Origin of the sequence: Halorubrum sp. DM2, from assembly GCF_901686465.1 — an archaeon.
GTDB lineage: Archaea > Halobacteriota > Halobacteria > Halobacteriales > Haloferacaceae > Halorubrum.
Genome location: NZ_LR594487.1, coordinates 922,714 through 943,985, shown reverse-complemented (window position 1 = coordinate 943,985; position 21,272 = coordinate 922,714). Strand labels below are relative to the sequence as shown.

Here is a 21,272-nt window from a genome sequence, read left to right as displayed (position 1 = left end):
CGCTACCGATCGGGCGAATCGTCCGCTCCGTCGGCGTCCGCCTCCAGCTCGTCGAGGATCGGTCGGTACTTGAGCTGAACTTCGTCCCACTCGCGGTCGGGGTCGGAGTCGGAGACGATGCCGACGCCCGCGAACAGCGTGGCGCGTCGCCGGCTCGCGACGGCGGAGCGGATCGCGACCGCGAACGCGCCGTTGCCCGCGGCGTCGATCCAGCCGACCGGGGCGGCGTACCAGCCGCGGTCGAACGGCTCCGTCTCGCGGATCGTCTCCAGCGCGCGGTCCGGCGGGAGCCCCCCGACCGCGGGCGTCGGGTGAAGCGCCTCGACGAGGTCGAGCACGTGGCGGTCCGCGTCGAGTTCGGCGGTGATCGGCGTGTGGAGGTGCTGGACGGTCGCGAGCCGGCGGACGCGCCGCTCGCCCGCGGAGACGGAGGCCGCGAACGGCTCCAGCTGGTCGCGGACGGTCTCCGCGACCAGCTCGTGTTCGTGGACGTTCTTCTCGTCGTCGAGCAGCTCCTGTGCGAGCCACTCGTCTTCGGCCGGCGTCTCGCCGCGCCCGGTCGTCCCGGCGAGGGCGTCGGTCTCGACGGTCCGACCGCGCAGCGAGACCAGCCGCTCGGGGGTGGCACCGAAGAAGGCGCGCTCGCCGCCGGCGGGTTCGAACCAGTAGCGGTGGCAGTCGGGGTACTTCTCCGCGAGCCGTTCGAGCGTGGCCGCCCGCGGGAAGTCGGCGGCGAGGTCGGCCTCCAGCGCCTGCGCCAACACCACCTTCCGCAGCTCGCCGTCGCGGATCCGATCGACCGCGGCGGCGACGCTCTCGCGCCACGCCGCGCGGCTCGTCGTCCGACGGCTCTCGCGGATCCCCGGTCGGGGCCGGCGAGCGGCGCGGTCGGCGGGCGAATCCCCGGTGTCCGCCCCGTCGAGCGCCGCGAAGCGGTCGACCTCCCGCGCTAACCGGTCCTCGACGGCGGAGACGTCGGCGTCGTCGCCGACCGCGTTGACCGTCAGCCACGCGCCGTTATCGGCGATCGTCAGCTGGACCCGCGGCAGCACGAACCGCGCCTCGGAGAACGACCGCCACGGGTCGCCGTCGCAGGCCCCCTCGTGGAAGGCGAACCCGCCGAAGACGCGGGGACGGGCGGCCTCGGTTCCGGCGTGAACGTCGCCGGCCTCGAACAGCTTCGTCGTCGCCTCGCGGATCGCGGCGAACCGGTCGCTTCCGGACGCGGTCAGCGTCGCGGCCGCGCCGCCGCCGAGCACCAACGCGTCGTCGGGCGCGCTCCAAGTCGTGCGCGGGGAGGGGAGCGCGTCGAACGCCGCCGTGAACGCCGGTTCGTCGATCTCCGTGGTCCGGCTGACCAGCGGCGGCGACGACCGCGAGCGCGCCTGTTCCATGCGATACGTGTCGGGGACGGGGACCCTTTATCTTGACTATCGGGGCGGAGAAAGCGGGGAAAATCGAACGGCGAGCGGACGGGAATTCCGGGCGTCGAAGCGGCGGCCGTCAGCTGTAGCGCTCCTCGTTCCAGGGGTTCGCCGTGTCGCTGTACCCGCGCTTCTCCCAGTAGCCCAGCTCCTTCTCCGTGAGGAACTCGACGCCGGAGACCCACTTCGCGCCCTTGTACGCGTACTTATGCGGCGTGACGACGCGGATCGGGCCGCCGTGGTCGGCCGGGAGGTCGTCGCCGTCGAAGCCGTAGGCGAGCTGGACGCCCGGCTTCGTACACTCGTCGAGCGGGAGGTCGGTCGTGTACCCGTCGAGCGAGTGGAACATGACGTGTTCGGCGTCGTCGCTCACGCCGGCGCGCTCGGCGAGATCCGCGAACGCGACGCCCGTGAACTCGCAGTCGAACTTGCTCCAGCCCGTCACGCAGTGGAAATCCTGTCGCTGGGTGACGGCCGGGAGGTCGCGGAACTCGTCGAGCGAGACGGAGAGCGGCTCCTCGACTGCGCCCCACACCTCGAGTTCGAACGTCTCCGGGTCCCACGAGGGAGTCCCGCTCTTCGAGAGGACGGGGAACCCGTCGGTCTCGCGCTGCCCCGGCGGGAGCCGGTCGTCGCCGTACTCGCGGTAGAGCTCCGTGAGGTCCTCGACGGAGTCGGTACGGGATGCGGTCATGAACCACGGTACGGCCCGGATCGACGTATGAATGTCGCTCCCGAGAGCGGAGTCGCGCGCGAGCAACCGTCTCGGGCGATCGGTGACGGCGACGTTCGAGATAGTGAAGTTCAAATTTTGGTAACTGAAAGGAGATTTTTTGAGATTAGTTCTGAATTTTCAGATACGCGGATCTGCGACGCCACTTTTATATGCGCTATCCCACAAGACCCGGACAGCAAATGCCACGAGTGAAGATAACGGTGCCGGAGCATCTGGAGATGCAGATCGCCCAGATGGTCGAGGAAGGCGAGTTCCTCAACCGGGAGGAGGCGGTCGAGGAACTGCTATCGACGGGCATCAAGGCGTACAAGACGAGCGGCCCCAGAGACGACGACGACTCCAGCGGGTTCGAGGACGAGGGGATGATGGGCCACGAAGACGAGTACGTCTTCTGACCGCGCGCTGCGCTCGTTGACCCCCGCGAACGCGCGGAACCGTGCGTCCCGGCCTCAACAACGCTTAAAGGGCCTACAGGCCGTATCCAAGGGCATGCACAAAGACGAGCTGCTCGAACTCCACGAACAGATGGTGACGATCATGGAGCACTTCCGCGCGCAGGAGACGGTGGACGGGTCGCTGTTCGACCCGTACGACGAGCTCGACGTCGAGCCCTCTCACGTTCACAAATCGAAGAGCGAGCACAAACACGCCGTGTTCGTGCTCGGCAACGCCTTGGCGAACGCGATGAGCGAAGACGAGTTCTCGCCCGCCGGCCGCGTCGGCAAGCGGATGGAGGAGCTCGCCGACGACGCCGAAAACAAGATCTGAGACGGGCGGTCGCGCCGGATTGCCTCGACAGTCCGTCGGTTCCGTCCCCGGAACGCCGTCGACCCCCGAATTGATGTGCGCGCGGCCCCCTCCGTCGTGACATGGTCGCGGAGGCGCTGACGTCGGACGCCGTTCACCTCGCCGCGGGGGCCGCGGGCGTCGTCGTCGCGCTCGCCGCGGTGTTCCTCGTCGACCGCCCGGCCGGCGACTGGACGCGGGCACTCCGCTCGCGGCTCCTCCTCGGCGTCCCGTGGGGAACGCTCGCCGTGATCGCGGGCGTGGTCGCGGTGTACCTGTTCGTCCAGTCGGGGATCGACGATCCGAACCGGCCGGTCGTGATCCCGTTCCGGTCGTGGTCGTACTTCTACCCGGAGGGCCTCCTCTGGTCCAGCTTCGCGCACTCGAGCCGCGGACATATCACCGGGAACCTCCTGTCCGCGCTCGTCGCCGGCGGCCTCGGCGAGTACGCGTACGGTCACTTCCCCGGCGGACGCGAGGTCGACGACGCAGACCCCCTCGCAGTCCGGCTCCGGCGGCTGCCGAGTCGAGCGCGGGGCCTCCCGGATCGAACGCGGACGCTCCCGCGTCGCCTGCGGACGCTCCCGCGGCGACTCCGACGCCTGCCGACCCGGATCGCGGCCGCCGAGTCCCTCGCGTCGAACCCCTACGTTCGCGCGTTCCTGATCGTTCCGGGGGCCGCGGTCGCCTTCGGGCTCGCCTCCGCGCTGTTCGCGCTGGGACCGGTGATCGGCTTCTCGATCGTCGTGTTCGCGTACTGGGGCTTCGCGCTGGTCGCACGCCCCGTCGCCGCGATCATCGCGATGGCGGGAACGACGCTCGTCGGCGTCCTCTACGACGCCCTCCGGGTCCCCGTGGCGTTCGCCGAGGCGTCCCCTTCCTACGGCGCACCGAGCTGGGCGAACATCGCGATACAGGGGCACGCGCTCGGGCTCATCGGCGGCGCGCTGATCGCGGTCGTCCTCGTTCGACGCCGGAGCCGGGACCGGAGCGACGGACGCCGAGAATCGAGCGACCCCGGTAGCGCGGACGCGGACGCGACCGCGAGCAGATGGAGCCGCCATCCGACCGCGACCGCGGCGGACCGCGGGTCGGACGCGGATCCGACCGAGCGCTCTGCGCTCGTCGTGTTCGGCGCGCTGCTGCTGTTCGGTGCCTCGCGTCGACTGTGGGCGGTGTACTGGTACCTCGGGAACGAGCAGTACGAACTGTACCGCGCGGTCGGGATCGGACTGCTCGCCGTGCTGGGGGCGATCGTCGCGGTCGCCGCCGTCTCGCGCGACGACCCGCTGTGGCCGGATCGGGCGGTCCCGAACCCGGAGACGCTCCGGTCGGGGATCCGCTCCGCGACGCCCGCCGCGATCGGTCTCCTCCTGCTCGTCGCGGCGCTGGCGGTCGTCGCGGGACCGGGCGTCGTCCCGAACCTCGTCGCCGTCGACGAAGGCGACCTCCCCGGCGACCCGATCGAGGTCGAGGGGTATCAGGTGACCTACGCCGAGAACGTCGAGAACCGGCTCGTGGGGGTCGTCAACGTGGAGGCGTTCGGCCGTTCGACGTCGGTCAACACGTCGGGGGTGATCGTCAGCGACCCGGACCGCGAGATATGGACGACGGCCGTCTCGAAGGGGAACCTCGCGTTCTGGGGGTACCGCGCGGTCGACGTGGGCGGGACGGGGTGGCGCGAGACCGTCTGGGTCCAGCGGGTCGGCTGGGTCGCGACCGGCGGCGGCCCGACCTACCGGGTGGACGCGGTCCGCAACGAGACCAGACGGACGCTGTTCACGAGCGATCCGGCGCGGGCCGAACCCCGGATCGACGGCCGCAACGTCACCGTCGCGGCGACGCGGGGGGGGTTCGAACTGCGGGTCGATGGTCCCGGCGGAAACGCGAGCGCCCCGCTCCCGGCGACGAACGAGTCGGTGACGCTCCGAGGCGTCGAACTGCGCAGGGAGAACGAGGCCGTGTTCGCGCAGCGCGGCGAGACGCGCGTGCGGATCGCGCAGCGGGAGCGGTACGAGGGGCGGCAATAGTTCGCGCTGGGCGGTCGGCGGTGGGGCGGCCGGGCCGCGACTGGGGGTCGCGGACCCGTCAGGTCCACTCGATCCGGTACACTTCGGTGTCGACGTCGCGCGCGTCCTCGGTGTGGTGGTCGAACTGCGCCTCGATCCGGAACTCGGCCGCGAACGCGTGAGTCACCTCGCCGCCCTCGTCGGCGGCGAACGCCTCGATGAACTCCCGGCTGCCGCCGTTGTGGACCGAGTAGGAGACGTCCGCGATGTCGCTTGCAGTCGCGAGGAACGCGCGGTCCGCGTTGCGGTTCCCGTCCTGCGCACCGAACGGGGGATTCATGACGACGGTCGCCGGCTCGGTGACGGCGAGCGGGGGTCGGGTGGCGTCGCCGCGGACCCAGTGGACCGGGGCGCTGGCCGCGACGCGGCGCTCGTTGGCCCGGGCGACCCCCAGCGCGTCGCCGTCGAGTTCGAGACCGACGACGCGGGCCGGACCGCGCAGCGCCGCGGCGAGCGAGAGCATCCCGGTGCCAGCGCCCAGATCGATCACTGTACGCCCCTCGACGTCGCCGTGGAGGTCGGCGAGGTGGACCACGTGGGCGGCCAGTTCGGGGGGCGTCGGGTACTGTTCGAGGGCGGCGTCGGGACGCTCGAAGCCGGCGACGACGCCGAGTTTCGTGGCGAGCGACCGCTTCGTCGCCATCGGTCAGGCGGCGTCGTCGGCTCGCACGCGGACGAGTTCGACGCCCTCGCGGTCCGCTCGCTCGGAGAGCGCCGCGAGCGCGGTGCGGACCTCGTCGCACGCCGCGTCGCCGACGCTGACCTCGATCCGGCCGGCACCGAGGAACGACGCGGCGCGGACGAGCCCGCGGAGCCGGTCGGCCTCGCGCTGGCGTTCGAGCGTGCTCTCGGCGTCCAAGTCGGCCTCCGTCGCGACCGCGGCGGGCTGGTAGCCGCGGGCGGCGAGCCCCTGCTTGAGGTCGCGCAGGTGGTCGGGTGCGGTGCTGTCGAGGTCCGACGCGTCGATGACGACGGGGTCGACGTCGGCCGGGCGACAGCCGCGAAGCGTGCGTTCGATGCCGGGGGACGAGATGGTGCTCATACACACCTATTGGTATAGGTTATACAAAAATCTTTATAGATGTTCTATAGTAATATATCAGGGTATCGAGCGCGACGAATTCCGACCGAATTTTGCGGTCACGTTTTGTGTGTCCCCGCGGGAGCGTCCGGGACGTGTCGAACCGTCTCGGAGACGCGGTATCTCTTGTACTTCCGCGCTACACGCCTGCTACTGGGCGAAGAACGCGGATCGGGTCGGCGTCATATCTGTCAGGGTCGATGATATTTCTGGACAAGAGTTAAATACGCGAATGACCAGAAACCTTTTAATGGAACGTCCGAGTCGCCAGCGGCAACAGGAGCAGGACACGGAGCGAGAAACGGACGAATCGACGGTTGCCTGTCCGGAGTGTGACTCGGAGAACATCGTCACGGACGCCGACCAGGAGTTGGTCTGTGAGGACTGCGGGCTCGTCTTGGACGAACGGAACATCGACCGCGGGCCGGAGTGGCGCGCGTTCAATCACAACGAGCGGCAGTCGAAGTCGCGCGTCGGCGCGCCGATCACGGAGACGATGCACGACAAGGGGCTGACGACGACGATCGACTGGAAGGACAAGGACGCGTACGGCCGCTCGCTTTCCTCCGAGAAGCGGTCGCAGATGCACCGTCTACGGAAGTGGCAGGAGCGGATTCGGACGAAGGACGCGGGCGAGCGCAACCTCCAGTTCGCGCTCTCCGAGATCGACCGGATGGCGAGCGCGCTCGGCGTTCCGCGGTCGGTACGCGAGGTCGCGTCCGTCATCTATCGACGGGCGCTCAACGAGGATCTGATCCGCGGCCGCTCCATCGAGGGCGTCTCCACCGCCGCGCTGTACGCCGCCTGCCGGCAGGAGGGGATCCCCCGCAGCCTCGACGAGGTCGCGGACGTCTCTCGGGTCCCGCAGAAGGAGATCGGACGCACGTATCGATACATCTCGCAGGAACTCGGGTTGGAGCTGAAGCCGGTCGACCCCAAGCAGTTCGTCCCGCGGTTCGCCTCCGCGCTCGAACTGAGCGAGGAAGTCCAGTCGAAGGCGACCGAGATAATCGATGTCTCCGCCGAGCAGGGGCTGCTCTCCGGGAAGTCGCCGACGGGTTTCGCGGCGGCCGCCATCTACGCGGCCTCGCTTTTGTGTAACGAGAAGAAGACCCAACGCGAGGTCGCCGACGTGGCCCAAGTCACCGAGGTCACCATCCGAAACCGCTATCAGGAGCAGATCGAAGCGATGGGCTTCCGCTAGACGGGTCGGCGGGCGGGTCGGCCGCTTCGTTTCGGTCCTCGAACGCCGAGTAGTTCGATCGGGTTTTTAATCGCACCCGCTGTACGCCACACCGAGATGTACTCGGAGATTCTCGTTCCGACCGACGGCAGTCCGGCGTCGGACGCCGCGATCGAACACGCGATCGACCTCGCCGACCGCTACGACGCCCGACTCCACGCGCTGTACGTCGTCGACGGCGGGGCCTACTCCAGCCTAGAGGCCGGAGCGGAGGTCGTCGTGGACGCGCTCGAATCCGAGGGCGAAGAGGCGACGCGGCGGGTGGCGGACGCCGCCGCCGACGCCGGGGTCGACTGCGTCACGACCGTCACGTCCGGGACCGCGTACCAGTCGATCCACGACTACGTCGACGAACACGGCATCGACGTCGTCGTGATGGGGACCCACGGTCGGAAGGGACTCGACCGCTACCTGCTGGGAAGCGTCACCGAACGCGTCGTCCGCACCTCGGACGTACCGGTGTTGACCGTGCGACAGCCGACGGATGAGTAGCCCCGATTCTCCCGGCAGACGCGGGTGACAACGATGCGGGACTGGCTGTCACACCGCGTCGTCTCGTCGCCGGACGACACGGCCCTCGTCCGCGCCGAAGACGGCGAGGCGTGGAGCTACACCGACCTCGACCGCCTCGTCTCCGAGACTGCGGGCCGGCTCGTCGCCCACGGGCTGGGCGAGGGCGACCGGATCGGCGTGCTCACGCCGCCGTACGTGGGAACCGTCGGTCTCGTCCACGCGACGATGCGGATCGGGGCGACGTTCGTCCCGCTCGGCGAGGAGCTGACGCCCCGCGAGATCGCGGCCCGGATCGACCGGACGGACCTCGACGCCGTCGTCTGCGCGGAGCCGACGGAGCCGGCCGCGACCGACGCGGCGTCCCGGATCGACGGGGTCCCCGTGTACTCCGTCGACGACCCCGCGGGCGCGGACGTGACCGGGATCCACGAGGTCGACCCGGCGTCGCTCGATCCCCCGGAGTGGTCGTTCGAGGACCCGCTCTGCGTGCTGTTCACCTCCGGGACCACCGGCGAGCCGAAGCCCGTACCGCTGACCGCGGGCAACGTGTACAGCTCCGCGGTCGCCTCCGGGTTCCGGCTGGGCGTCGAATCCGGCGACCGGTGGCTGGTGTCGCTGTCGCTCCACCACATGGGCGGGCTGGCACCGGTGTACCGGTCGGTGCTGTACGGGACCACGCTCGTGTTACGCGAGGGGTTCGACGCGGCCGGCACCGCGGACGACATCGACGCGTACGACGTGACCGGCGTCTCGCTCGTCCCGACGATGCTCCGGCGGATGCTCGACCGCCGCGGGACGCTGTCGGACTCGCTCCGCGTCGTCCTGCTGGGCGGCGCGCCCGCGCCCGCGGAGCTGCTGGAGCGGTGCCGGGACTACTCGATCCCCGTGTACCCGACCTACGGGATGACCGAGGCCGCCTCGCAGATCACGACCGCGACGCCCCGACAGACTAGAGATCGGATCGGGACGGTCGGCCGGCCCCTCTTCGGCACCGACGTGACCGTCGTCGACGACGACGGCGACCCGGCCGATCCGGGCGAGACCGGTGAGATCGTCGTCAGCGGACCGACGATCACGCCGGGGTATCTGGCCAAGGGCGGAGGAGAGGCCGACGACGAGGTCGACCTGAACGGGATCGACCCCGCGAACCTCGATCGGAGCGAGTTCGGGGCGTACGGACTCCACACCGGCGACGTCGGACGGTTCGACGAGTCGGGCTACCTCCACGTGCTCAACCGCGTCGACGACCGGATCATCACCGGCGGCGAGAACGTCGAGCCCGGCGAGGTCGCGGACGTGATCCGCGAGTACGACGAGGTCGACGACGCCGCGGTGGTCGGACTCGACGACGACGTGTGGGGCGAACGGGTCGCCGCGCTCCTCGCCGTCGGCGACCGGCTCCCGTCGGTCGCGGACGACGCCGCGTCGACCGAGGGGGAAGCATCCCCCGAGGGCGGAGTCACCGAACCGGTCGCCGGAACGGGGGCGATCGGTCCCGCGTCCGTCGACGAGGCGGCGTTCCTCGCCTTCGCCCGCGAGCGGTTGGCCGGGTTCAAGATCCCGAAGACCGTCGCGTACGTCGACGAACTCCCCCGGACCGTCTCCGGGACGGTCGACAGGGAGGCGACGCGGACCGCACTCCGCGAGCGCGGCGCGGACCTCCGCGAGCGCGTCGACGCCGACCTCGAAACGGCGGGGTTCGAGCCCGCCGACCCGGCCGAGCCGCCGGACGATCCGGCGTCGCAGGCCGACGAATCCGGCGAGACGAGCGACGACGGCAGCGACTCGGCAGGTGACGGTCCCACCGGCGATGAAGCCGCGGACACCCCCGAAGCCGCTGAGGTCGACGACATCATCGAGAACGCGGAGGGGGGCGAAAGCGACGGGGGCGACGGCAGCGGAGACAGCGAGGGCGACGGGACCAACGAGAGCGACGGAATCGACGAACGGGACGAAGACGACGGAACCGATGAGAACGACGAAGCCGACGGCCGGGCATAAACTCACCCGTCGTTTGTCGTTGTTCCACGAACGTTTTGACCGCGGGGCCGTTACGGTGCGTATGGAGTTGCTCGACGACAGCATCGTGCCGGAGCGCGCGCGAGACGTCAAACAGGAGGCCCGCGAGTTCGCCGACGAGTACATCGCCCCGAACGCCGAGGCGTACTACGAGTCGGGCGAGTACCCGTGGGAGGTGCTCGAAGCGGGGATGGACGCCGGACTCGTCGCGCAGGACATCGGCGAGGAGTACGGCGGGAAGGGGTTCGACCTCGCGCAGGTGCTCGCCATCGCCGAGGAGTTCTACCGCGCGGACGCCGGCATCGCGCTCACGCTCCAGCTCGCCAGCTTCGGGGCGGAGATGGTCGAGGACTACGGGACCGAAGAACAGAAGGAGAAGTACCTCCGCCCGGTCGCGGAGAACGACCAGATCTCCGGGCTGGCGGTCTCCGAGCCGCAGACTGGCTCCGACCTCGCGGGCATGACGACGAAGGCCGAGAAGGTCGAGGGCGGCTACGAGCTCACCGGCGAGAAGTACTGGGTCGGCAACGCGGTCGAGGCCGACTGGCTCACCGTCTACGCGAAGACCGGCGAGAGCGACGACCGCTACTCGAATTACACGCTGTTCATCGTCGAGACCGACTCGGACGGCTACGAGGCCGAGCACATCCCCGAGAAGATGGGGATGCGCGCCTCCAAGCAGGGCCACATCGTCTTCGAGGACTGCTTCGTCCCCGAGGAGAACGTCGTCGGCAGCGAGGGCGGCGGCTTCTACGCGCTCGCGGACTTCTTCAACCACGGGCGCGTCATCGTCGGGGGCCACGGGCTGGGGCTCGCCGCGGCCGCCATCGAGGAGGCGGAGGCGTTCATCGACGAGCGCGAGGCGTTCGGCCGGACGATCGACGAGTTCCAGGCCGTCCAGCACACGATTTCGGATATGCGGATCGGGTTCGAGTCGGCCCGCGCGCTCAACTGGCGCGCCTGCGAGAAGGTCGCGGACAACGACGACGCCGGATACTGGGCCGCCTTAGCGAAGACCAAATCGACCGAGGTCGCCACCGACTGCGCCGAGAAGGGCATGAAGCTCCACGGCGGCCGCTCGATCCTCACCGACCGCCGGATCGCCCGCGTCTACCGCGACGTGCGGATCCCGGTGATCTACGAGGGCGCGAACGACATCCAGCGCAACCTGATCTACCGCCAGTCGCGCTAAGACCCGCTGAGACCACCGAGAGCCGCGACCGGGTGATACCGGTCACAGCGTCGCCGCCAGCCGCCGCAACGCGTCCCCGCCGCCCGACGCGAGCGGGTCGCCGTGGCCGACGCACGCGACCTCGAACGGCGGCGCGCGGTCGGCGAGGTCGCGCACGCTCGCCGTCACCGCGTCCGTGTCGTAGCTGATCGGCCAGCCGGACGGCGAGAGTTCGCCGTCGGACTCGGAGACGAGGTCGCCCAACAGTCCGACGCCCAGCCCCTCGCTGACGTACGCGACGTGACCCGGCGTGTGGCCGGGCGTGCGGTACGCGGTGAACGAACCGAGCGTCTCGCCGTCCGCGACCGGTTCGACATCGACGTCGAGCGCGTCGGTGAGGAGTCTGCCGAGCCGCTGGATCAGCCCCTTGTGATTGCGGAGCGGCGGCGTCCGCGCTCCTCGAAGCACCTGCGCGTCGAAGCCGTGCGCGCGGACGGGCACGTCGAGGCCGAGAGCCAGCGCCGCCAGCGTCCCGACGTGGTCGAGGTCGTAGTGGGTGAGCAGGACGCGACCGATCTCCGAGACCGCGACGCCCGCCTCGTCGAGACCGCGCCGGATCGCCTCCTCGTCCCACGGCGTGCCGGCGTCGACGAGCGTCGGCACGTCGTCGAAGACCAGATAGGCGTTGACCCCGCGACACTCGAACCGCCAGACGCCGTCCGCGATCTCGGTCGCCATGCCGGTCGAGTACGGGCCGGAGCGGAAAGAACGCTGTCGTGGCGACGGAGCGCGGGTCGAACTGCGAAGACGGTCCCCTGCCGACGAAAGCGCCAAGACGCCGGGGCGACACCACGACGTATGCGACTCCAGGACTACTGGGGGATCGGCCCGAAGACGAGCGAGCGGCTGACGGAGGCGCTCGGGACCGAGCGGGCCGTCGCGGCGATCGAGTCGGCCGACGTCCGCGCGCTCGTCGACGCCGGACTCCACCGCGGCCGCGCGACCCGCATCCTCCGCCGGGCGAACGGCGAGGCGGGGATGGACGTGCTCGCGACGGGCGACGCGCGCTCCGTGTACGACGACCTCCTGACCCTCGCGGCCGACGCGGCCCTGACCGCGCACGCGGCCGACCGGATCCGCGTGATGACGCCGCTTTTGGACCGCGATGCCGTCGAAGACCGGCTCGATCGGGTCGTCGCCGCCCGCGACGCGTGGGCCGATCTCGACGAGGCGGACCGGGAGGTCGTCGAGGCGGCGTTCGACGCGTACGACGAGGCCGACGGCTCGGACCTCGCCGCGGTCGAGACCGCCGTCGCGCTCCGCGAGGCGGGCCTGACGGCGGGCCCGTTCGCCGACGTCGGCGCGCTCGACGGCGATCGCCTCCGGGACGCGGCCGACGCGCTCGCCGACGTGCGCGGGTCGGTCGACCCGGCCGGCGGGCTCGACGGCGACGACATCGCGATCGCGGCGGGCGCGGACGCCGAGTTGGACCGGCTGCGCGACCAGTTGGCGGCCGCGCGCGATCTCGCGGACTCCGCGTTCGACGTGCTCGAATCGGTGCGCGACGGGAGCCTCCGCGACTTCGAGGCGCTGGAGGCGGCGACGATCGACCACGTCGCGCGCGAGACCGGCGTCGAGCCGGCGACGGTGCGGGCCACCGCACCCGACGAGGCGCTCGACGCGGCCGACTTCGTGTCCGCGACGCTGCGGGACCTCGTGGTCGAACTGGAGGAGGCGGTCGACGAGCGCGAGGCCGCGGTCGCGGCCGACGTCCGCGAGCGGCTCGGCGACGACGACGGAGGGGCGGATGACGGCGGCGACACGACCGTCGCCCGCGCCGCCGCGGCGGTCTCGGAGGCCGCGTTCCTGCTGTCGCTCGGGCGGTTCGCGGCCGAGAACGGGCACGTCCGACCGACGCTCGTCGACGACGGGATCGCGGTCCGGGGCGCGCGTAACCCCTTCCTCGCCGGCGAGGTTCAGCCGGTGTCGTACGGCGTCGGCTCGCACTCGCTCGCGGACGCGTCCGGGGTCGCGAGCGCGGACGCGCCGCCGACGGGCGACCGCGTGAGCGTCCTCACCGGGGCGAACTCGGGCGGGAAGACGACGCTCTTGGAGACCCTGTGTGCGGTCGCACTGCTCGCGTCGATGGGACTGCCCGTGCCCGCGGACGCGGCCGAGGTCGGGACGTTCGACCGGATCGTCTTCCACCGCCGGCACGCCTCCTTCAACGCCGGCGTGCTGGAGTCGACGCTGAAGTCGGTCGTCCCGCCGCTCGTCGCGGAGGGCCGGACGCTCATGCTCGTCGACGAGTTCGAGGCGATCACGGAGCCGGGCCGGGCCGCCGACCTGCTGAACGGGCTGGTGACGCTCACCGTCGACCGCGGCGCGCTCGGCGTCTACGTCACGCACCTCGCGGAGGACCTCAGTCCGCTGCCCGACGCCGCGCGCGTCGACGGCATCTTCGCGGAGGGGCTGACGAACGACCTCGACCTCCACGTCGACTACCAGCCGCGGTTCGAGACGGTCGGGAAGTCCACGCCGGAGTTCATCGTCTCCCGGCTCGTCGCGAACGCGGGCGACCGCGGCGTCCGCGCCGGCTTCGAACACCTCGCGGGCGCGGTCGGCGAGGAGGCGGTCCAGCGAACGCTCTCGGACGCCGAGTGGACGGCGAACGATGACTGAAGAGCCGACGAGCGGCGAGCGCGAGTCCGGGAACGCGGAGCCGGGACCAGACCGGATCCGGTCGATCGCGGTCCACCGCGAGGACGTGGCGAACGCCCTCGAAGCGACTCTCCGGAGCGACCGCGAGGTCGTCCTCCGCGCCACGCCACCGTTCTCGGGCCGGATGCGGGCGCGCCTCCACGCGCTCGACGCGGACGCGACGGGCGAGGGCGGATCGGCCGGGAGCGGATCGGCCGGGAGCGGATCGGGCGAGAGCGACGCCGCCGCGGACGCCACGGAGCCGCTCCACGTCGATCCCCGCGCGCTCGTCGCCGAGGTGCCGCCGTATCCCGAGGTCGACGACACGGCCGCCGAGCACCCCGACGCCGACCTCGAAACCCGCCGGAAGCGACACGCGGCGGCCGTCGAGACGTGGCGGGAGACGGTCCGCGAGCGCGTCGTCTCGACGGTCGAGATCGACGTCGACGGCGAGTCCCGCGCGGTCAACGTGACCGCGCTGGGCTAGCGCGAAAAAAGGCGACCGCCTACAGCCGGATCCGCTCGACGGCTGTCCCGGCGGTCTCGAAGTCCGCGTCGGAGGCGGCCGCGACGACGACCGTGTCCGCGTCGGTCGCGGCGTCGAGGTCGACCTCGAAGTCGCCGCCAGCGTCCGGCGTCACGAGCGTCGAGGTCGATCGCGTGTGGACCGCCACGCGTTCGGCGTCCGTCTCGCCGGCCACGACGACCGCGTCCTCGACGAACTCGGCGGTCGCGGTCAGCTCCGGCCCGGCCGGGCGGTCGCGCTCGACGTAGCGGTCTCGGACGACGGTCGGCGTCTCGACCGGCTCGCCCGCGTCGACGCCGTGCGCCAGCCGGACGAAGCCGGCCATCGACCACGCGAGCGGGGTCGCCCCCCCGGTGCCCTCGCCGAACTCCCAGCCGTACTTCGTCGGGTGTTCGCGGTCCCACACCTGTTCGGGGAGCATGAGCCCGGAGTTGCCGAAGCCGGCCATCGTCTCCAAGAGCGTCTCGGGTTCGAGCTTCTCGTCGTCGGTGCCGCCGAAGGCGTCAGGGCCGTCGGCGCGGGCGCGGAGCTCGTACTCGCCGCGCTCGCCCGTGAATATCGGCCAGAGCCGCCCGCGGCCGTCGCCGGTCCCGGCCCACGGCGCGCCGGGGTCGCCGACCGCGATCTCTCCGTACGCGTCGCCGACGTATCGGTACCAGGCCGCGCCGTGCGGCGTGTCGACCCGGATCGAGTCGTCGACCACGGAGACGGAGTTTCGGATCGCCTCGTCGTCGGCGGGCTTGATCCCGAGCCGGACGAGTTCGAGGAACCCGCCGTCGACGATCTCCCGCTCGTCGTACGTCGGCCCGTCGTTGGCGATGGTTCGGGGACGCCCCGCCTCGGGGTCGCCGTCGGCCGTGATCCGGAGGTAGTACGGCGTCTCCTGGTGGCGGTCGGTCCCGGTCGCGGTCGCGCACCAGTCCTCGACGCGCGCGGTCCAGTCGTCGGCGAGCGCCAGCCACGCGAGCGCGTCGGCGCGGAGCGAGTCGGGCGACTTCGCGGTCCCCGACGCGTCCTCGTCGCCCGGGCCCGTCTCGCCGCGCCGGTCGGCCTCCGCGAGCGCGAGCGCCGCGCCGGATACCAGCCCGGCTATCTCCGCGGCGATGCTCGACGGCGAGTAGCCCGCCTCCTCTTCCCAGCGTTCCTGCGCCGTCTCGGGACCGTTCTCGGCGATGTAATCGAGCGAGCGGCCGACCTGGTCGTAGGTGTAGCCCGCCTCGTCGAGGGTCACGCCGCGCTCGTACAGCTGCCACGCCATCACCGAGGGGAACCCGATGTTGTCCATCTGCTCGCCGCCCCACCGGGTCCGCCCGTCGATGTAGGTGTTCTGCGGGAGGAAGCCGTCGTCGTCCTGCTGGGTGTTGTACAGGTACGCCAGGGCGTCGGCACCCCGTTCGAGCTCGTCCATCTCGATCAGCGCCGTGAACACCTGATAGAGGTCCCGCGACCAGACGAAGTTGTAGCCGTAGCCGCGGTTCTCCGCGGCGTACTCGGTCTCGCCCCACGGGACCGAGGGGCTGGCGATCCCCGCGCCGTCGTGGGCCTTGTCCTCGACGGCCGCCAGCGTCATCAGCGCGAAGCGGTACTGCGCCGCGAGGTCAGGGTCGTCCGCGACCGAGTCGGGGAGCTCCCGACCGTCGAGCCACGCGCGCCACGTCTCGGCGTACGCGTCCGCGGCGTCGTCGAAGCCGCGCGCGAGCGCCCCCTCGGCCTCGCCGAGGGCCGCCGCGGTGTCCGAGTCCTCGGCGAACCCGAGCGCGACCGTGTCCGCGATCGCCTCGCCGCTGCCGACCAGCCCGGCGAGGACGACGTTGCCGACCGCCTCGCTCGACTCCTCGGCGCGCTCGCCGTCGCCGAACAGCGCGTGGGCCGCCTCGCCGCCGGCCGCGAGCGCGCTCGCCCAGTCGAAGCCGTCGCCGCTCGCCAAGGCGAGCGCGGGGTCGAACGGCTCGCCCGCGTCGTCGACGAGCTTGCCCGCGTCGCGGTCGGGGTCGTCCTTCCGCGCGAGCAGGTGCGTCCCTCCCTCGCCCGCGACGCGCTCGGCGCGGTCGTCGGTGCCGACGTTGGCGATGGTCGCGTCGACGAGCGCGTACACGTCGTACTCGCGGCTCCCCTCGAAGCGGACGTCGGCGAGGATCGCGGTCCCGTCGGTGTCGACCGCGTACTCGACCGAGAGGCTCCACGTGTGCCCGTGGCCGTCGCCGGTCTCGCGGACCGTCTGGACGTACGCGAGCGCGTCGTCGGCCGCCGGCTCCGTCGTCCGCTCGACCGTCTCCGTCGCCGTGACGTGCCCCGTCTCGTTGAAGCTGCGGACCGCGTACTCGGAGTCGGGGTCCGCGACGAGGAAGTCGAACGTCCGGACGTTCATCACGTCGATCCGCGGGAACCGCGCCTCGGTGAGCGCCCCCTCGGTGAGCGTGAACCACACCGGGACGGGCTCGTCGGCGTCGTAGTCGGCCGGCGTGCCGACGCCGAACTTCCGGCCGGTCGTCCAGTGGGGGGCCGCCTCGGGACCGGTCTCGCGGTCGTGGGGGACCGGGAGTTCGCCGTGGCTCGCGAGCGTCACCGTCGCGTCGATCCGGAGCGCGTGCGACCACGCGATGGGGGTGGCGCTGTCGAGGTCCCCGTCGTCGAACGCCTGCTCCGCGAACAGCCCCGCCTCGTTGACGAAGCCGCCGTCGGGCTCGCAGAGCGCGTACAGCTCGCGCGCGTCGGCGAACAGCGGGCCGGCGGCACCGCCCCGATCTTTGACGACGCCCGCCAGCGTCGCCGCCGCCGTCGCGCCCCACAGCGTCGCGATCGACCACACCTTCGCCGCGCCCTGCTCGGCCGTGCGCCAGTCGTCGCCGGTGAACCGAACCAGCCCCTCGACGGCGGCGGTCTCGCGTCGGAGCGCGTCGATCGACCGCCGGACGTGCGTGTTGACGCGGTCGAGGAAGCGGTCGAACTCGCTCGCCTCGACCGACTCGACCGAGCCGGCACCGTCGGTGGCCGCGGAGTCGTCGGCCGCGTCCCCGCCGGACACGGAGTCGGCGTCGGAGTCGGCCGGAGATTGGTCGTCGATCAGCGCGGCGTACTCGGCGGCCGCGGTCGCGAGCGCGAAGGTGCTGGCGTCGGCGCGGGCGTCGCTCCCCTCGTCGCTCGCGCGCTGGAGGAACCGCTCCGCCTCGGGGTTCCAGCGGGCGTCGAGACCGGACAGCGCCGCGTCCGCCGCGTCCGCCGCGTCGGCGCGGAGCCCCTCGTCGACCGGCGCACGCGCCACCGCGGCGAACGCCCGCAGGTACTCGGCACCGGTGTGGGTGAACCGCCCCAAAGCGTTCTCCCAGCAGTTCTGACAGCGGCGGGGGAGCCCGTCGTCCTCGGTCGTTTCGAGGAGGAACTCGACGGCGTCGGCGATCGTCTCGTCGATCCGGTCGCGCCACTCGGCCGGGAGGTCCGCCTCGCGCCGGAGCGTCGCGAGGAAGGCGACGACCGTGGCGGGCTGGTCGAGCTGGTCGTTGGGGCCGGGCGTCCCGTTTGCGCCCTCGATCCGGGCGTTCGCCCAGCCGGGGGCGACCTTCCCGGAGTCGGCCCACACCCGGTGGGGCCACGAGCCGTCGGCGTCCTGCGTCCGGCAGAAGAAGCTCGCGGTCGCGAGCAGCTCCTCGTCGGCGTCGAGACCGAGCTCCTCGCTCGCGTCGAGCAGCGCGGTCGACACCGTCGCCTCGTCGCGGAACCACGTGTAGCCGTAGCCGCCGGAGGTGGAGTAGAACGGGTCGAACTCGGGCGCGGCGATCCGCGCGCCGGACTCGGCGGTGAGCAGGTCGAGCGCGCGGAGGTCGCTCGCGACGACCGACCGGCGCGGGGCGTCTTCGGGGACGCTCGGGCCGCGCCCGTCCGCGGCCTCGCGGAGGTCGTCGGCGTCGGGGTAGGCGGTGGCGATGTTCGAGACGGCCTCGATGCGGCGCTGGCGGTCGATCCCGTCGGTGAGCGCGTCTTTCGCGTCGTCGCCGGTGTCGCGGGCGTCGCCGCGGTCGACGACGGCGCGGCCCGCGAGCGTGACGCGCTCGGTGCGCCCGTCGCGTTCGAACGGCGCGCGGACGACGACGTCCGGGGTCAGCCGGGAGTCCTCGCGGCGGTCGATCTCGCCGCGGTGCGGGAAGCCGTCGTCGGCCTCGCCGAGGAGTTCCGGAATCGTCCGCAGCCGCTGACCGTGGGCGTTCGAGAGGCCGGTGGAGGCGGTGAGGAAGTCGTGTTCCGTGCGGTGGTACACCTCGACGACGCCGCCGTCGGCGGGACCGGCGGCCTCGTGGACCATGTTGCCGACGCGGCCCTCGACCATGTCGGGCGAGAACGCGTAGGCGGCGACGAGTTCGGCGTCAGCCGGGGGCGAGCCGCGGAGTTCGACGTGGGTGAGGTGCGTGTCGCTCACGACGAGGTCGAACTGGTGGATCGTGTAGCGGCCGGCGTCGTACTCGGTCTCGACTAAGGGCGTGTCGCCGTCGTAGTGCTGGCGCGTCGTCTCCAAGTCGTCGAACCACCGGACGCCTCGCCCGGCGGTGATCCCCATTCGGAGGCGGTCGGCACCGCCGACCCCCGACAGGGAGTACGAACAGTCGTGGACGGTCCCGTCCGGCCCGACGTGGACCAGTCGGCCGTCGTCGCCGGTGAACGCGCCGGCGGTCATCGAGTGCTCCGCCGGGTAGCGCTCCCCGCGCCGACGTTCGTGTTCCGTGAGGGCGGTACGCAGTCGCATACGCGCCCTGCGCCTGCCGGAGTAAAAGCCTTGACGACCGCGGCGGGAACCGGCGCGGGGCGGAGAGCGCTCGGCGGAACGCGACAGCGGTGCGGCGTCGACACGCCCTCGACACCGAACCAAGAGCAACACCGAAGGCCCCGGGCGTCGATGGCCGTCACATGCACCACCCCGGACCCCCGCGCTTCCTCGCGACCGGCGAGCGGATGGAGTTGGCACCGAGAGACCCGGACCCGGACGGCCGGTACGCGTGGCGCGTCGCCGACGCACCCCCGGGCAGCGAGGCGACCGTCGGCGACGCCCCCGTGACCGAGTTCACCCCGGACCTCCCGGGCCGCTACCTGCTCGGACTCGACGCCCCCGACGGCGACCACCGCCTCACGGTCCGGGCGTTCGCCGCGAGCTACGAGGGGGTCGACGTCGCCGGCGGGAGCGGCACCGCGATACGCGACCGCGACGCGGGCGACGCGCCGGTCGAGTACGCCGCTCGGGAGCGCCACGAGGGGGTCGGTCGACCGCGCGTTCGGGTGGACGCGCACGTCGAGTTCGACGGCGACGGCGCGGCCGGGGAGCGCGCCGGCGAGGCGGTGTTTACCGCGACTCCGACGCCGAATCCGGACTCGACGCTCGACGCCGCCGATCTGGCGGTGACGTTCGTCGTCGACGACCGCGACGTCGAGAGCGCGGTCACGGCGGGACGCACGAACCCCCGAGACGCGCTCGTCGGGAGCGGAGACGGGCGCGAACTCCGGGTGCCGCTCGATTCGGTGCCGGACCGACTTCGCGTCCACGCCGTCGCGGTCGCAAGGGACGCGGGCGCGGACCCGCGGGTCAGCGTCGCCGACGCGGCCGCGGTCGAGCGCGCCGGCGACCAGTCGACGGTCAGTGGCACCGGCGGCGAGGCGGGGTTGACGCCGGACGCGCCCGACTTCGAGACGCGGCGGCTCAACGATCCGCCCGAGTGGACCCGGGACGCCTCCGTCTACGAGGTGTTCGTCCGCACCTTCGCGGACGCCGACGAGGGGGAGACGTTCGACGCCATCGCCGACCGGATCCCGCAGATTGCGGACCTGGGCGTCGACACGCTGTGGCTCACGCCGGTCCTCGGCCACGACGGGAAGCCGCACGGGTACAACATCGTCGACTTCTTCGACACCGCCGACGACCTCGGGGACCGCGATGACTTCGAGGCGCTCGTCGAGACCGCCCACGACCACGGGCTGCGCGTCCTCTTCGACTTCGTTGCCAACCACACCGCGCGCGAGCACGAGTGGTTCCGCGACGCCTACCGGAACCCCGACTCGCCGTACCGCGACCGCTACGAGTGGCAGGAGTCGGGCGAGCCGGGGACCTACTTCGACTGGGAGCTGATCGCGAACCTGAACCACGCGAACCTCGAGGTGCGGCGGTTCCTGCTGGACGTGGTCGACGAGTGGGGGCCGCTGGTCGACGGGTTCCGCTGCGACATGGCGTGGGCGGTCCCCGACTCGTTCTGGCGCGAGCTGCGCGACCGCGTGAAGGACATCGACCGGGAGTTCCTCCTGATGGACGAGACCATCCCGTACATTCCGGGGTTCCACGAGGGGATGTTCGACGTACACTTCGACGCGACGCTGTATTTCCAGCTCCGGCAGGTGGGCCGGGGGGCGGAGCCGGCGGCCAGCGTCCTCGACGCGGTCGACCAGCGCGCCGAGATCGGGTTCCCCGACCACGCCGGGTTCCTCCAGTACATCGAGAACCACGACGAGACGCGCTACCGCGTCGAGTGCGGCGACGCCGCCGCCGCGGCCGCGGGCGCGGCGATCATGACCCTGCCGGGCGTGCCGATGGTGTACGCCGGACAGGAGATCGGCCAGCGTGGCCGTCGGGACGCGATCGCGTGGGACCACGCGCGCGAGGACGTGCGCGACCGCTACGAGCGCCTGCTCGCGACGCGACGGGAGTACCCGGCGCTCGGGCCGGACGGCGACCTCGCACGCGTCGACTACCACGTCGCCAGCGGCGACCTCTCGGAGCGGCCGATCGTCGCTAGCGGCGACGTCCACCCCGACGACGTGGTCGCGTTCCGCCGGCGCGACGGCGACGAGGACCTCGTCGTCGTCCTCAACTTCGCGCCCGCCGACGCGAGCGTCGCGGTCGAACTCGATCACGGCGAGCGCGACCTCGTCACGGGAGCCGAGTGCGTCGTCGCGGACGGCGACGGGACCGAGCGGATCCGCGTCGACGACGTGGCCGTGGTGGCCGTCGAGTCCGAGTGACTCTCCCGCGG

The 21,272-nt window shown here is 71.7% G+C and carries 16 protein-coding genes; 10 read left to right on the top strand and 6 right to left on the bottom strand.

Annotation, left to right across the window (positions count from 1 at the left end; translation table 11 throughout):
* Positions 1-2: 2 nt before the first annotated feature.
* Complete coding sequence (locus QOL69_RS04870; RefSeq protein WP_283402240.1) at positions 3-1,394, bottom strand: isochorismate synthase; 1,392 nt, start codon at positions 1,392-1,394, stop codon at positions 3-5.
* A 109-nt stretch (positions 1,395-1,503) separates the two neighbouring features.
* Positions 1,504-2,118 carry a sulfite oxidase-like oxidoreductase gene (locus QOL69_RS04865; protein WP_283402239.1) on the bottom strand — a complete coding sequence of 205 codons (615 nt, stop codon included), beginning with the start codon at positions 2,116-2,118 and terminating at the stop codon, positions 1,504-1,506.
* A 221-nt stretch (positions 2,119-2,339) separates the two neighbouring features.
* Here QOL69_RS04865 and QOL69_RS04860 point away from each other — a divergent pair, with 221 nt between their 5' ends.
* From QOL69_RS04860 to QOL69_RS04850, 3 genes are all read left to right on the top strand, one after another.
* On the top strand, positions 2,340-2,555 hold the full coding sequence (locus QOL69_RS04860; RefSeq protein WP_006630092.1) for a ribbon-helix-helix domain-containing protein: 216 nt from the start codon (positions 2,340-2,342) through the stop codon (positions 2,553-2,555).
* A gap of 94 nt (positions 2,556-2,649) precedes the next feature.
* Positions 2,650-2,928, top strand: a complete 279-nt coding sequence (locus tag QOL69_RS04855) for a UPF0058 family protein (protein WP_048076500.1) — start codon at positions 2,650-2,652, stop codon at positions 2,926-2,928.
* A 101-nt stretch (positions 2,929-3,029) separates the two neighbouring features.
* The gene (locus QOL69_RS04850; protein WP_283402238.1) at positions 3,030-4,976 is read left to right on the top strand and encodes a rhomboid family protein; all 1,947 of its coding nucleotides are present in this window, start codon (positions 3,030-3,032) and stop codon (positions 4,974-4,976) included.
* A gap of 58 nt (positions 4,977-5,034) precedes the next feature.
* Here QOL69_RS04850 and QOL69_RS04845 read toward each other — a convergent pair whose 3' ends face one another.
* Positions 5,035-5,658 carry an METTL5 family protein gene (locus QOL69_RS04845; RefSeq protein ID WP_283402237.1) on the bottom strand — a complete coding sequence of 208 codons (624 nt, stop codon included), beginning with the start codon at positions 5,656-5,658 and terminating at the stop codon, positions 5,035-5,037.
* Positions 5,659-5,661: 3 nt separating this feature from the next.
* Positions 5,662-6,057 carry a DUF7961 family protein gene (locus tag QOL69_RS04840; protein ID WP_283402236.1) on the bottom strand — a complete coding sequence of 132 codons (396 nt, stop codon included), beginning with the start codon at positions 6,055-6,057 and terminating at the stop codon, positions 5,662-5,664.
* 289 nt (positions 6,058-6,346) lie between these two features.
* On the opposite strand from QOL69_RS04840, the gene QOL69_RS04835 reads away from it, so the two are divergent.
* The 4 genes from QOL69_RS04835 (at position 6,347) to QOL69_RS04820 (ending at position 11,063) form a co-directional block, all read left to right on the top strand.
* Positions 6,347-7,300: a transcription initiation factor IIB gene (locus tag QOL69_RS04835; protein WP_048076499.1), complete on the top strand. Its 954-nt coding sequence runs from the start codon at positions 6,347-6,349 to the stop codon at positions 7,298-7,300.
* 96 nt (positions 7,301-7,396) lie between these two features.
* Positions 7,397-7,831 carry a universal stress protein gene (locus QOL69_RS04830; protein WP_283402235.1) on the top strand — a complete coding sequence of 145 codons (435 nt, stop codon included), beginning with the start codon at positions 7,397-7,399 and terminating at the stop codon, positions 7,829-7,831.
* Between the two features lie 33 nt (positions 7,832-7,864).
* Positions 7,865-9,853, top strand: a complete 1,989-nt coding sequence (locus QOL69_RS04825) for an AMP-binding protein (protein WP_283402234.1) — start codon at positions 7,865-7,867, stop codon at positions 9,851-9,853.
* A 61-nt stretch (positions 9,854-9,914) separates the two neighbouring features.
* Positions 9,915-11,063, top strand: coding sequence for an acyl-CoA dehydrogenase family protein (locus QOL69_RS04820; RefSeq protein WP_283402233.1), 1,149 nt, complete (start codon positions 9,915-9,917; stop codon positions 11,061-11,063).
* A gap of 42 nt (positions 11,064-11,105) precedes the next feature.
* On the opposite strand, the gene QOL69_RS04815 is transcribed toward QOL69_RS04820, so the two are convergent.
* On the bottom strand, positions 11,106-11,780 hold the full coding sequence (locus tag QOL69_RS04815; protein ID WP_283402232.1) for an MBL fold metallo-hydrolase: 675 nt from the start codon (positions 11,778-11,780) through the stop codon (positions 11,106-11,108).
* 120 nt (positions 11,781-11,900) lie between these two features.
* On the opposite strand from QOL69_RS04815, the gene QOL69_RS04810 reads away from it, so the two are divergent.
* Together QOL69_RS04810 and QOL69_RS04805 are read left to right on the top strand one after the other, a co-directional pair.
* The gene (locus QOL69_RS04810) at positions 11,901-13,724 is read left to right on the top strand and encodes a MutS-related protein (RefSeq protein ID WP_283402231.1); all 1,824 of its coding nucleotides are present in this window, start codon (positions 11,901-11,903) and stop codon (positions 13,722-13,724) included.
* Complete coding sequence (locus QOL69_RS04805; RefSeq protein WP_283402230.1) at positions 13,717-14,229, top strand: DUF8009 family protein; 513 nt, start codon at positions 13,717-13,719, stop codon at positions 14,227-14,229. Before QOL69_RS04810 ends, QOL69_RS04805 begins: the two co-directional genes overlap by 8 nt.
* 19 nt (positions 14,230-14,248) lie before the next feature.
* Here QOL69_RS04805 and QOL69_RS04800 read toward each other — a convergent pair whose 3' ends face one another.
* The gene (locus QOL69_RS04800; protein ID WP_283402229.1) at positions 14,249-19,003 is read right to left on the bottom strand and encodes a DUF7997 domain-containing protein; all 4,755 of its coding nucleotides are present in this window, start codon (positions 19,001-19,003) and stop codon (positions 14,249-14,251) included.
* Positions 19,004-19,164: 161 nt separating this feature from the next.
* Between QOL69_RS04800 and malA the strand changes: the two genes are divergently transcribed.
* Positions 19,165-21,261: an alpha-amylase MalA gene (gene malA / locus QOL69_RS04795; RefSeq protein ID WP_283402228.1), complete on the top strand. Its 2,097-nt coding sequence runs from the start codon at positions 19,165-19,167 to the stop codon at positions 21,259-21,261.
* The last annotated feature ends 11 nt before the right edge of the window (positions 21,262-21,272 follow it).